The sequence below is a fragment of the Roseomonas sp. BN140053 genome, assembly GCF_047690175.1.
GTDB lineage: Bacteria > Pseudomonadota > Alphaproteobacteria > Acetobacterales > Acetobacteraceae > Roseomonas.
Genome location: NZ_JBLLEB010000011.1, coordinates 130,775 through 142,258 on the forward strand (window position 1 = coordinate 130,775; position 11,484 = coordinate 142,258).

At 72.6% G+C, this 11,484-nt stretch carries 12 protein-coding genes and 1 pseudogene; 11 read left to right on the forward strand and 2 right to left on the reverse strand.

Going from position 1 to position 11,484, the window contains the following annotated elements:
• Nucleotides 1-4 precede the first annotated feature (4 nt).
• From ACLIBK_RS12970 to ACLIBK_RS13005, 8 genes are all read left to right on the forward strand, one after another.
• Complete coding sequence (locus tag ACLIBK_RS12970) at nucleotides 5-1,003, forward strand: 2Fe-2S iron-sulfur cluster-binding protein (RefSeq protein ID WP_415387682.1); 999 nt, start codon at nucleotides 5-7, stop codon at nucleotides 1,001-1,003.
• 100 nt (nucleotides 1,004-1,103) lie between these two features.
• A complete protein-coding gene (locus ACLIBK_RS12975) occupies nucleotides 1,104-1,304 on the forward strand; it encodes a hypothetical protein (RefSeq protein ID WP_415387683.1) in 201 nt (66 codons plus the stop codon).
• Nucleotides 1,301-2,713, forward strand: a complete 1,413-nt coding sequence (locus ACLIBK_RS12980) for an amidase (RefSeq protein ID WP_415387684.1) — start codon at nucleotides 1,301-1,303, stop codon at nucleotides 2,711-2,713. Before ACLIBK_RS12975 ends, ACLIBK_RS12980 begins: the two co-directional genes overlap by 4 nt.
• A 13-nt stretch (nucleotides 2,714-2,726) precedes the next feature.
• The gene (locus tag ACLIBK_RS12985; protein ID WP_415387685.1) at nucleotides 2,727-3,890 is read left to right on the forward strand and encodes an enolase C-terminal domain-like protein; all 1,164 of its coding nucleotides are present in this window, start codon (nucleotides 2,727-2,729) and stop codon (nucleotides 3,888-3,890) included.
• A 50-nt stretch (nucleotides 3,891-3,940) separates the two neighbouring features.
• Nucleotides 3,941-5,050, forward strand: coding sequence for an enolase C-terminal domain-like protein (locus tag ACLIBK_RS12990; protein ID WP_415387686.1), 1,110 nt, complete (start codon nucleotides 3,941-3,943; stop codon nucleotides 5,048-5,050).
• Between the two features lie 165 nt (nucleotides 5,051-5,215).
• The gene (locus tag ACLIBK_RS12995; RefSeq protein ID WP_415387687.1) at nucleotides 5,216-6,205 is read left to right on the forward strand and encodes a tripartite tricarboxylate transporter substrate-binding protein; all 990 of its coding nucleotides are present in this window, start codon (nucleotides 5,216-5,218) and stop codon (nucleotides 6,203-6,205) included.
• A gap of 32 nt (nucleotides 6,206-6,237) precedes the next feature.
• On the forward strand, nucleotides 6,238-7,206 hold the full coding sequence (locus tag ACLIBK_RS13000) for a Bug family tripartite tricarboxylate transporter substrate binding protein (protein WP_415387688.1): 969 nt from the start codon (nucleotides 6,238-6,240) through the stop codon (nucleotides 7,204-7,206).
• 120 nt (nucleotides 7,207-7,326) lie between these two features.
• Entirely contained in the window at nucleotides 7,327-8,220 is an 894-nt protein-coding gene (locus tag ACLIBK_RS13005; RefSeq protein ID WP_415387689.1) for a dioxygenase, read from the forward strand.
• Nucleotides 8,221-8,276: 56 nt separating this feature from the next.
• Here the strand turns inward: ACLIBK_RS13005 and ACLIBK_RS13010 are convergent, their stop codons facing one another.
• Nucleotides 8,277-8,663 (reverse strand): DUF4112 domain-containing protein, encoded by a 387-nt coding sequence (locus tag ACLIBK_RS13010; RefSeq protein ID WP_415387690.1) that lies wholly within the window; start codon nucleotides 8,661-8,663, stop codon nucleotides 8,277-8,279.
• A gap of 180 nt (nucleotides 8,664-8,843) precedes the next feature.
• On the opposite strand from ACLIBK_RS13010, the gene ACLIBK_RS13015 reads away from it, so the two are divergent.
• The 3 genes from ACLIBK_RS13015 (at nucleotide 8,844) to ACLIBK_RS13025 (ending at nucleotide 11,170) form a co-directional block, all read left to right on the forward strand.
• Entirely contained in the window at nucleotides 8,844-9,416 is a 573-nt protein-coding gene (locus tag ACLIBK_RS13015; RefSeq protein WP_415387691.1) for a hypothetical protein, read from the forward strand.
• Between the two features lie 56 nt (nucleotides 9,417-9,472).
• Entirely contained in the window at nucleotides 9,473-10,015 is a 543-nt protein-coding gene (locus ACLIBK_RS13020) for a hypothetical protein (protein WP_415387692.1), read from the forward strand.
• Between the two features lie 72 nt (nucleotides 10,016-10,087).
• Nucleotides 10,088-11,170: a DUF808 domain-containing protein gene (locus ACLIBK_RS13025; protein ID WP_415387693.1), complete on the forward strand. Its 1,083-nt coding sequence runs from the start codon at nucleotides 10,088-10,090 to the stop codon at nucleotides 11,168-11,170.
• 191 nt (nucleotides 11,171-11,361) lie between these two features.
• Here ACLIBK_RS13025 and ACLIBK_RS13030 read toward each other — a convergent pair.
• A pseudogene (locus ACLIBK_RS13030) lies at nucleotides 11,362-11,484 on the reverse strand (IS630 family transposase); the annotation flags it as partial.

Genomic DNA, 11,484 nt, shown 5'->3' on the forward strand with positions numbered 1-11,484 from the left:
CGCCGTGGCCTGGACCATCCAGGTCGCGCACAGCGACCACCGCTTCCCCTGCGGGCCGGAGGAAACCGTCCTGGAAGCCGCGCAGCGCGCCGGCTTCGAGATCCCCTATTCCTGCCGCAAGGGCGTCTGCATCACCTGCCAGGGCAAGGTGTCGGCCGGGGCGGTGGAAGCTTCCGGCAGCGTCCGTTCCGCGGCGGAGGGCGCCTTCGACGCGCTGTTCTGCACGGCACGGCCGCGCTCGGACCTGACCATCGCGCCGCGCCGCATTTCCCGCCCGCTCGGGATCGGGCAGCCGCGGGAGATTTCGGCGCGGGTGTTCCGCAAGCAGTCCGTGGCCCCCGGCGTGACGCGGCTGCACCTGCGCTTCCCCATCGGCCAGCGCGTCGCCTTTCGCGCCGGCCAGTACGCGGAAGTGCTGCTGCCCGACGGCGAGCGGCGGTCCTATTCCCTGGCGAACTCCCCGGCCGAGAGCGACGGGGTGCAGCTGCATGTCCGCGAGCATCCCGGCGGCGCCTTTTCCGACGGGGTGCTGCGCGCGCTGCAGCCCGGGGACGTGCTGCGCCTGCGCCTGCCCTTCGGCGAGGTGGAGCCCGGTGGGCAGGACCCGCGGCCGCTGGTCCTGCTCGCGACGGGAACCGGCTTCGCGCCCGTCGCTTCCATCCTGGAGGAAGCGGTGCGGCGCCGCTGGACGCGGCCGATGGCCCTGTATCGCGGCGGTCGTCGGGCGGAGGATCTCTACCTGCCCGAGCTGCCGGCGCGCTGGGCCCGGCGCCTCCCCGGGTTCCGCTACGAACCCGTGCTGTCGCGACCGGACCCGTCCTGGCCGGGCCGCACGGGCCGGGTCCAGGCCGTGGCGGCGGCGGACCATCCGGACATGTCGGGGATGCAGGTCTACGCCTCCGGCAGCCCCGCCATGGTGGCCTCCGCCCGCGAATCCCTCACGCGCCTGCACGGACTGCCGGCGGCCGACTTCTTCGCCGACGCCTTCGTCGCCTCGGGCTAGGGGCGCGGAACGGGGCCGGGAACCGGTGGCGGCGCGCTGCCCCGGTGCTGGCCTGGCCAGGGCATTGCCCGCACACTGGCGCCGGACGAAGGAGCTTCGCATGGACGAGTTTTCCGAACAGGCCAGCCGCTACATCGAGCTGGTCTACGGGATCGCGCCGCCCAACGACGCGGCGCTGGGCTTCCTCGGCGGGCTCGCGGCCGCGATCGAGCAGACGCGCGCGCTGCGGGACCGCCTGCGCTTCGAGGACGAGCCGGCCGGCTTCGAAGTGGCCCTGCGTGACCTGAAGGAAGACCCGTGACCGCGCTGCACACGCTGTCCCTGGCCGAGGTCGCGTCGGCCATCCGCACGAAGCGCGCGAGTTCGGCCGAGGTGCTGGACGCCTGCCTGGCGGCGGTGGACCGGCACGGCGCGCGGCTGAACGCGCTGACCTGGATCGACCGCGACGGCGCCCAGGCTGCCGCGCGGGAAGCCGATGCCGCGCTCGCCGCCGGCGGCCCGACCGGGCCCCTGCACGGCGTGCCGCTGGCGCACAAGGACATGTACTACCAGGCAGGGCGGCCCGCCACCTGCGGCTCCGCCATCCTGCGCGACCACGTGCCGGCGGTGACGGCCACGGTGCTGCAACGCCTCCGGGCGGCCGGGTCCTTCGCCTTCGCCGGGCTCAACATGGCGGAGTTCGCGCAGAACCCCACCGGCCACAACGCGCATTTCGGCCATACCCGCAATCCCTGGAACCTCGACTACATCCCCAGCGGTTCGTCCAGCGGTGCGGGGGCGGGGGTGGCGGCCTGCATGACGTATGCCGCCCTCGGCTCGGACACCGGGGGTTCCGTGCGCCTGCCGGCCTCGGCCTGCGGCGTGACCGGCCTGAAGCCCACCCAGGGCCGCATCAGCCGCGCCGGCGTGATGCCGCTCTCCTTCTCGGCCGACAATGTCGGCCCGCTCGCGCGGACGGCGCGGGACTGCGCGCTGGTGCTGCGCATCATCGCCGGCGCCGACCCCGCCGACCCGACGGCCAGCGCCGAGCCGGTGCCGGACTACGAGGCCGCCCTGGATGGCGACCTGCGCGGCCTGCGCGTCGGCGTGCCGACCAACGGCTTCCTGGGCGAAGGCACGCCGGTGGAGGCCGCCGTGCACGCCGCCACCGCGGTTCTGGCCGCCCGCGGCGCCCGGCTGGTGCCCATCCTCCTGCCCTACGCCGCCGCGGCGACCGCCTACCTGATCGTGATCATGCGGTCCGAAGGGGCCGCGGTGCACGAGCGCTGGATGCGGACCCGCCCCGCCGATTACGGCCCCTCGCTCAGCGGCAAGATCTACTGCGGCTACGCGATCCCGGCGCCGCTCTACGTCGAGGCGCTGCGCGCCCGCGGGCCGATCCTGCGCGCCTTCGCGGCCGAGGTCTTCGACGCGGTGGACGTGATCGCCATGCCGACGATCCCCGGCTGCCTGCCGACCCTGGCGGCCACGGACGTGGATGCGGGCGGGGCCGGCACCCCGGCGGCCACCGAGGCGCTGGGCGTGAACACGCGCCTGTTCAACTATCTCGGCCTGCCGGCCGTCAGCCTGCCGATTGGCTTCGACCCCAACGGGCTGCCGATCGGCCTGCAGATCGCCGGCAGGCCCTTCGCGGAAGGCCGGGTGCTCAAGGTCGCGGACGCTTATCAGCGGGACACCGACTGGCACCGGCGCCGGCCGCCGCTGGCGTGATGGCGGCGCCCCCATGCGGATAGCCTCCATCGACGCGTGGCGCTGCGTGCTGCCGCGGCGCGACCACGCCGCGGCGGCGCGACGCCCGAGCTATCTCGGCAGCGCGCCGCACGCCTTTCCCCTGGCCCGCTACCCGGAATTCCCGCGCCTCGTGCACCAGGTGCCGGGCGCGCTGCATCCGGAAATCTGGGTGCGCGTCACGGCGGAAGACGGCAGCTGGGGCATCGGCCAGTCGCACTGGGGCAACCTGGTCGCGCCGATCGTGGCGCAGCACTTCGCGCTGCTGCTGGTGGGGCGCGACTGCTTCGCGACGGAGCTGCACAACGACCTGATGTGGCGCTACGCGCAGCGCTTCGGGGCGGGCGGGCTGGCCGCGGCGGCGCAGAGCGCGGTGGACCAGGCGCTGTGGGACCTCAAGGGCAAGCTGCTGGAACAGCCCGTGTACCGCCTGCTCGGCGGTCCCTGCCGCGATGCGGTGGAACTCTACGCCACCACCGACGACCTGGACTGGGCGGTGGAACTGGGTTTCCGCGCCTTCAAGATCAGCAATCCCGTCCACTACGACGACGGCCTCGCCGGCCTCAACCGGCTGGAGGAGAAGGTCGCCGCGGCGCGCGAAGCGGTAGGGCCGGATGCCGAGCTGATGCTGAACCCCAACATGTCGTTCAACGTGGAATTCGCCCTCCGCGCGATGGAGCGGCTGCACCCTTACCGGCTGCGCTGGTTCGAGGAGCCGCTGCCGCCGCACGATCTGGAGGGCTACGCGCAGCTCAAGCGCGCCTGCCCGACCCTGCCGATCGCCGCCGGCGAGGACCATCGCGGCCGCCACGCCTTTCGCCAGCTGGTGGAGCACCGCGGCGTCGACGTGCTGCAGCCCGACCTGCGCTGGTGCGGCGGCCTGACCGAAGGGCTGAAGATCTACGCGATCGCCGAGGCCGCGGGGCTGGCCACCGTACCGCATGCCGGCGGCAGCACGCCGGCGGGGCTGCACTTCGCCTTCGCCATGCCGGAATCCACGGTCGCCGAGTACTGGCTGCCCTCGGCGCCCGGCGTGCCGCTGGCGCAGGCCAACCCGTTTCCGGGCCTGCCCGCGCCGGTGAACGGGCGCATCGCGCCCACGGACGCGCCGGGCTTCGGGCTGGAGTTCCTTCCGGAGCATTTCGTCCCCTGGAGCTGAGCGCGGCCACGCCGCGACACCCCCAACCGAAGCAGGAGCCTGCACGCCCGATGCGGATCACCGACGTTTCCGTCACCCTGTTCTCCTGGGACGACATCCCCGCGGTGATCTATTCGCCCAACGTGCACGGCGCCGCCGGGTCGAGCCAGCTGGGGCTGGTGGAGATCCACACGGATGCGGGGATCACCGGCCAGTCCTTTCTCGGCGCCTCCTACGCCAGCGCGACCATCGACGCCCAGCGGCTGATCACCGTGCTCAAGCCGCTGGTGATGGGCGAGAACCCGCTGGACCGCGAACTGCTGTACCGCCGCATGTGGGGCCGCAACCGCGCCGCTTCCGTGCGCGCGGTGGGGGCGATGGATGTGGCGCTGTGGGACCTGGCGGGCAAGGCGGCCGGCATGCCGGTGCACCAGCTGATCGGCACCTTTCGCCGCTCCCTGCCGGCCTATGCCAGCTCGCCCGCGCATTCCAGCGTCGAGGGCTACTGCGAGGAAGCGCTGTTCTTCCAGTCGCGCGGCGTGTCCGCCTACAAGATCCACGCCCCGCATCCCTGGGCGCAGGACATCGCCACCTGCACGGTGGTGCGGCGCGCGGTCGGTGACGCGCACGTGCTGATGCTCGACGCCAGCTGGAGCTACGACTACCCCGTAGCACTTCGGGTCGGCCGCGTGCTGGAGGAGCTGCGCTTCCACTGGCTGGAGGACCCGCTGGGCGAATGGTCCATCCCCAACTACGTCAAGCTGCGGCAGAAGCTGGACATCCCACTGATGGCCACCGAGCTGCCCTTCGCCGGCTTCGACACCTACGCGCCCTGGATCATGGCCCAGGCCACCGATTTCCTGCGCGGCGACGTGGCCTTCAAGGGCGGCATCACCACCATGCTGAAGACCGCGCACTTGGCCGAGGCCTTCGGCATGAACTACGAGATCCACCACGGCAGCAACTCGCTGAACAACGTGGCCAACCTGCACGTCGCCATGGCCATCCGGAACTGCGAGTTCTTCGAGGTGCTGCTGCCCGACACCAACAACAAGTACGGGCTGGAACGCGACATCGAGATCGATGCGGGCGGCCTGGTGCACGCGCCCGAGGAGCCCGGGCTGGGCATGCCGATCGACCACGCGCTGATCCGGCGCAAGCAGGTCGCCGTGCTGCGCTGACCGCCGGCCCCGCGCGGCCGCTGGGCCCGCGGCGGCGCCCGCGGCCGGGCCGGCGGGCCAGACCCGGGGCACCGGCCGGGACGGCGGCGCACCGGCCGGGTTGCCGGAACCGGACCGGGCATGCGTAGCATGGCGGCCAAGAAGGGGTTCTGGGAGGAACACGCCATGCACCACCGTCGCCATGTCCTGGCCGCGGGCCTCGCCGCCGCGGCGGCGCTGCCGGCCCCGCGCCTGGCCCGCGCGCAGCCGGCCGCCGCGGTGCGGCAGCTCTCGCTGGTGGTGCCCTTTCCGCCCGGCGGCGGCGCCGACGCGGCGGCGCGGGTGGTCGCGGAAGCCCTGCGCGGCACCTTCGCCACCGTCTGCATCGTGGAGAACCGCCCCGGCGCGGCCGGCCGCGTCGGCGCCGAGCACGTCAAGCGGGCGCCGGCGGACGGCAGCGTGATGCTCTACACCCCCGCGCACCCGCTGGTGATCTTTCCGCACGTTTATTCCCGCATGCCCTACGACACGTTGACCGACTTCGTGCCGGTGGCACTGACCACCCGCGGCGTGATGGCGGTCGCCGTCGGCCCGGCCGTGCCGGCCGCGGTGCGGACGCTGCCGGATTTCGTGGGCTGGTGCCGCGCCAACCCGGACAAGGCGACCTATGGCGCCCCGGCCGGCTCCGCCCAGCATTTCGCCGGCGCGATGCTGGCGCGCGGCGCCGGGATCACGCTGACCCTGGTGCCCTATTCCGGCGGCGCGCCCTCGGTCGCCGACCTGGTGGGCGGCCACATCGCCGCCACGGTGAACCCGCTGTCGGAGGTGACGCCGCTGGCCGGCACGGGCGAGCTCCGCATCCTCGGCACCACCGGGGCGCAGCGCAGCCGCTTCCTGCCCGAGGTGCCGACGCTGGCGGAATCCGGCATCCGCGACGTGCTGTTCCAGGACTGGGTGGGGATCGTGGCGCCGGCCGGCACGCCCGCGGCGCTGGTGAACCGCGCCAACGCCGTGATCAACGCCTTCCTGGTGTCGCCCCGCGCCGCGGAGGCTTTCGAGCGCTTCGGGATCGAGCCCGACCCGCAAACCCCGGAACGCTTCGCCGCCGCCGTGCGGGCGGACTGGGAACGCTACCGCGAGATCGTCCGCTCCACCGGCTTCCGGGCCGAGGATTGAGCGCGACCGGAACCCATGGGGAAAGAACACCGATGCTGCTTCGACGAACCGCGCTCCTCGGCGGCCTGTTCGGCGCGCTGGGCAGCGCCGACGCGCGGGCCCAGGCCGGCCCCTACCCGTCGCGGCCGATCCGGCTGGTGCTGCCCTACGCCACCGGCGGCGCCGCGGACGCGCTGGCCCGCGCGGTGGGGGAACACCTGCGCGAGCAGCTCGGCCAGCCCGTGGTGGTGGACAGCCGTCCCGGCGCCAACTCGCAGCTCGGGGCGGAACTCGTCGCGCGCGCGCCCAAGGACGGCTACACGCTGCTCTACGTCGGCTGGCCGACCATCTCCATCAACACGGTGCTGAACCGCAACCCGCCCTACCGGCCGGAAGATTTCCAGCCGATCACGCCGCTGTTCCGCACCCCCACGGCGCTGGCGGTGAAGCCGGATTCCGCGATCCGCGACTTCGACGGCGTGGTGGCGGCCGCCCGCGCCGCGGGCAGCCTGGCCTACGGCACCACCGGCATCGGCTCCTCCTCCCACCTGCTGATGGCGCGGCAGGGCGAGCGGGCCGGCGTCACGCTGCAGAACGTGCCCTATCGCGGCGAGGCGCCGATCATGACCGACGTGATCGCCGGGCACCTGCCGCTCTACGTCGGCAGCGTGTCCACCGCGCTGGAACAGCACCGCGCCGGCACGCTGCGCATCATCGGCACCACCGCGCCGGAGCGGCTGCCGGTGCTGCCCGACGTGTCCACGTTTCGCGAACAGGGCCACGGCGAGATGGTGTTCACCTACTGGCACGGCGTGGTCGCCCCCGCCGGCGTGCCGGCCCCCGTGCTCGCGGCGCTGCACGCGGGCTTCACCTCGGCCATGCGCGCGCCGGGCGTGCTGGCGCGGCTGAGCCCGGATTTCACGCCCTTCACGCTGGAGCCGGACGCCTTCGCCGCGCTGATCCGCGACGACATCGCCACCTGGGAGCCGGTGATCCGCGCCAACCGGATGATGCTGGAGTGAGGCCGGCACCGATCCCGGCCCGCGCGCCAGTGCCGGAGTTTCCGGGAGGCTGCGGAGCCTTGCGATGAACCGGGCCGCGGCCGTGCCGGCTCTGCCCCGAAACGGAGGACACGACGCGCCATGATCCTGCGCAGCGAGAAGGACCTGACCCCCGCCGTCCTGGCGGTGATGGAGCGCACCGACGATCCGCGCCTGCGCGAGATCATGCTGTCGCTGATCCGCCACCTGCACGGCTTCGTGCGCGACGTGCGGCTGACCGAGGCCGAGTTCCGCCAGGCGGCCGCCCTGGTGGTCGAACTCGGCCAGGCCAGCACCGACACGCACAACGAGGTGATGCTGATGGCCGGCTCGCTCGGCGTCTCGTCGCTGGTGTGCCTGCTGAACAACGGCGACGGCGGCAACACCGAAACCTCGCAGTCGCTGCTCGGCCCGTTCTGGCGCCTGCACTCGCCGCGGATGGAGAACGGCGCCTCCATCCTGCGCTCGCCTACCCCGGGGCCGGCGCTGTTCATGACCGGCCGGGTGCAGGATGCGGCGGGCCAGCCCATCGCCGGCGCGGAGGTGGATGTGTGGCATTCCTCGCCGGTCGGCTTCTACGAGAACCAGGACCCCGACCAGGCCGAGATGAACCTGCGCGGCAAGTTCACCACCGACGTCTCGGGCCGCTTCTGGTTCCGCTCGGTGAAGCCGGCCGGTTACCCGATCCCCACGGACGGCCCGGTGGGCCGGCTGCTGGCGGTGCAGCACCGGCATCCCTTCCGCCCCGCCCATGTCCACGCGCTGATCTTCCGGGACGGATTCAAGACCCTGACCTCGCAGGTCTATGCCGACGACGATCCCAACCTGGAAACGGACGTGCAGTTCGGCGTCACCCGTGCCCTGACCAGCCATTTCCAGCGCCACGAGGAGCCGCACCCGACCGCGCCGGACGTGGAAGGGCCCTGGTACACGCTGGACTACACCTTCGTGATGGAGCCGGGCCGGGCGGAACTGCCCCGCCCACCGATCCGCTAGTCGCGGGTTCCCGTCCGGCGGCAGGCAGGCCCGCACGGGACGCGCAGGGTCCCGTTCTAGGCGCTTCGCTCCAGGTGGCGCCGGAGCAGGGCCATGTTGCGCAGGTTGGCACGGAAGAACACGTCGGCGACGGAGCCCGCCACCGGAACGGCGCTGATCACGGCATCCAGGCCGACATTGCCGACCATGCGCAGCAGCGTGCCGGTCGAAACCCCGAGCCGGCGCGCTTCCCAGATCAGGTAGGCGGACAGCGCCGTGGACACCACGGGCCCGAGGCCCGGCAGCAGGCTCAGGATCGCGTCCGCCCCGAACCGGACCCCGAGGCCCGGGATCCGCCAGCGGCTGTCGAGCAGGCGCGCGATCGTCTCCAGCCGGGCGCGCCCCGCTTGCCCGTCGGCCTTGCTGCCCGGCGGGGCGGTGGTCAGATCGGTGCGGCTGCGCATGGCGGTTCCCTGGCGGGGCGGGGTGAAGCGGGTCAGGGGTAGCAACGTTTGTGCCTTGGAATGGATGGATCGCGTCACGCGGGCGGCGCGAAGAACGGCCCGTGGCGGGGACGGACCCCCGGGACGCGGGACACTGCTCCCGGCCGTCGGGCATCACGGAGAACACGCAGGATGCAGGGAATGCCGCGCTTGAAATATCCGGAGGAAAGCCTGCTGGCGGCCATGCTCGGCGAGCACGCGCCGGTCGACCTCCGGCGCGCAGCCCGGCGCCTGCGGGCGGAGGGCGCCCCCGCCGTGGCGATCAGCAACGACATCGCCGGCCTGGCTCATGGGCTGGTCTCCTCCGCGGTGTCGCGCTCCCCCGCGGTGCTGGACGCGCTGCCGCCGCTGTTCTGGATCGAGGCGCAGCGCGAAACCGGGACCGGTGCCGGCGGCATCCGCGGCTGGGTGGTCGAGAAGAAGCGGGACGGGCTGGCGGCGCGAGGCTTCAGCGTGGCCCTGGCGCGCGCGGCCATTCCCGAGCCGGAGGGAACCGCGGCCGTGCCGTTCGGCGCGGGCACGCCGGAGGAGGACGAGGAAATCCGCACCGTCCGGGGACTGGTGGCCGCCATTAGCCTGCCCGAGATGATGTCGCAGATGGGCGAGGCTTCCCCCATCCTGCTGATGCCGGCCGACGCCTCCGACCAGGACACGACCATCCTGCGCGGCTTCCGGCTGTCGGTAGCAATTTCGCCGGACGCGGCGCCGGGCTGAGCCCGCACCGTCATGCGCGGGCAGAAACGGAAACGGGATCGGGAATGTGCGCGGCGATGACGGGCGAACCGAAGGAGATCCGGGTCAATCGCGCACCGGTCCTGACACTCTGGGCCGCGGTGGTGGCCGAGCGCCTGGGGCTGGAACCGGATGCGGCGATGACCCTGGGACGCGCCGTGGCCGGTTCCAGTGCCCGCGCCAAGGCAAAGGCCATCGGCATCGAGGAGGAAGACCGGAAGCCGGCTGCCCCCCACGACGATGCCCGCCGGCAGGAACCGAAGCCGCGGGCCCGGACGGTTCACCTGCTCGGCCGTGACGTGCCCGTGGTCGAGGAGAAAGGGCGCCTCCGGGCCCTGGACGGCGGCGAGCCCGGATCGGCCCGGGCGGCGCTGGGCTATGTCCAGCGCGCCTTCGGCGGTGACCTGCCGGCGGTCCGGCAGGCGATGGAAGCACTCGCTCGGTCGCTGGAGCCCGAGGAGCTGAACCGGGTCGGCTTCCGGCTGTACGAGCATTTCCGGCCCGAGGTGGCGCCCGGCGCCAAGGGCTGGGGGGCCAAGGGCATCCTGGACCTCGACAGGATTCGCGGCGCGGCTGGCTGAGGTGCCCGGGCGCGCGCTGTACCGGCACGGCCGTCCGCCATACGGTGCCGGCAAAGCCGGGAAGGATCGGGTGTGAGCACAGGGCTGCTGGCGCTGCTGGACGATGTTGCCGGGCTGGCAAGAGTCGCGGCGGCCTCGCTGGACGACATTTCCGCCCAGGCCATGCGCGCCGGCGGCAAGGCGATGGGCGTGGTGATCGACGATGCCGCGGTCACGCCCCGCTACGTCGTAGGCTTCGCGGCGTCGCGCGAACTGCCGATCGTGTGGAAGATCGCTGTCGGCTCGGTCAAGAACAAGCTGCTCTACCTGCTGCCGGCGGCGCTGGCACTCAGCGTCTTCGCGCCCTGGAGCATCACGCCGCTGCTGATGCTGGGCGGTGCCTATCTCTGCTACGAGGGGGCCGAGAAGCTCTGGCACGCGATCCGGCCGCACGACGCCCACGCGCACGAGGTCGCCGCCGGATCGGCGGCCCAGACGTCGCAGTCGCTGGAGGATGCCAAGGTCCGTGGCGCCATCCAGACCGACTTCATCCTGTCAGCCGAGATCATGGCGCTGACCCTGGCCTCGCTTTCCACCTCCTCCACCGTGGCGCAGGCCGCGATCCTCGCCGTGGTCGGCATCGGCATCACCGCCCTGGTCTATGGCGGCGTGGCGCTGATCGTGAAGGCAGACGATGTCGGCGTGGCGCTCGCCGCCAACAACAGGCCCGTGTCGTCCTTGCTGGGTCTGCGGAGCGTGCTGACGGGCAGTCCCGAAACCGGGGCCGACCGCCTCCTGCGACCGCTCCTCCGCGGCATCGGGCGGGGCCTGGTGATCGGCATGCCCTACTTCCTGCGTGTGCTGGGCGTCGTGGGCACGGCGGCGATGCTGTGGGTGGGGGGAGGCATCGTACTGCACGGGATCGAGGAGTTCGGTCTGACGGGACCAGGACATGTCGTGCACGAGGCCGCCGCGGGAGCCGCCACGCTTGTCCCGGCAATCGGTGGCGCCGCGGAGTGGCTGACCACCGCGGCGCTGTCCGGGATCCTCGGCCTGGCGCTGGGGGCTGCGCTGATCCCTTTCGTGCAGTATCTGGGCGCGCCCATGATCGGCAAGCTCAAGGCCATGCTCGGCCGGGGCGGAAGGGTGGGCAGAACCGGCAACGCCGGCCACTGAAGGTGGCCGCACGCCGCAACTCCATGCGGCCCGTGTCGCGGGTCGGACCTATCAAGAAGCTGGCCCGTTTGGGACTGCACTAGCCGCCAAACGGGATTCATCCGCCGCAACGCAACCCGCCCGCAGATCACCGGCCCGGACGGCCACGGCGACCATCGGCCGAGCGGGCCGCTGGCGCCGTTTCAGCATAGCTAGTGGTCTGAGTTAGAAGTTCTTTGGCAGAATCGTCCGACGCTGGCGAGGATGTCATCGGCGGTCTTGGTCCAGATGAAGGGCTTCGGCGCGGCGTTGGTCTGGGCAATGTAGCCCTGGAT

Bases quoted from the DNA above. Each gene is read 5' to 3' on its own strand.
- ACLIBK_RS12975 (WP_415387683.1), top strand. From the start codon at position 1,104: ATGGACGAGTTTTCCGAACAGGCCAGCCGCTACATCGAGCTGGTCTAC.
- ACLIBK_RS12985 (WP_415387685.1), top strand. From the start codon at position 2,727: ATGCGGATAGCCTCCATCGACGCGTGGCGCTGCGTGCTGCCGCGGCGC.
- ACLIBK_RS12990 (WP_415387686.1), top strand. From the start codon at position 3,941: ATGCGGATCACCGACGTTTCCGTCACCCTGTTCTCCTGGGACGACATC.
- ACLIBK_RS12995 (WP_415387687.1), top strand. From the start codon at position 5,216: ATGCACCACCGTCGCCATGTCCTGGCCGCGGGCCTCGCCGCCGCGGCG.
- ACLIBK_RS13000 (WP_415387688.1), top strand. From the start codon at position 6,238: ATGCTGCTTCGACGAACCGCGCTCCTCGGCGGCCTGTTCGGCGCGCTG.
- ACLIBK_RS13005 (WP_415387689.1), top strand. From the start codon at position 7,327: ATGATCCTGCGCAGCGAGAAGGACCTGACCCCCGCCGTCCTGGCGGTG.
- ACLIBK_RS13010 (WP_415387690.1), bottom strand. From the start codon at position 8,663: ATGCGCAGCCGCACCGATCTGACCACCGCCCCGCCGGGCAGCAAGGCC.
- ACLIBK_RS13015 (WP_415387691.1), top strand. From the start codon at position 8,844: ATGCCGCGCTTGAAATATCCGGAGGAAAGCCTGCTGGCGGCCATGCTC.
- ACLIBK_RS13020 (WP_415387692.1), top strand. From the start codon at position 9,473: ATGACGGGCGAACCGAAGGAGATCCGGGTCAATCGCGCACCGGTCCTG.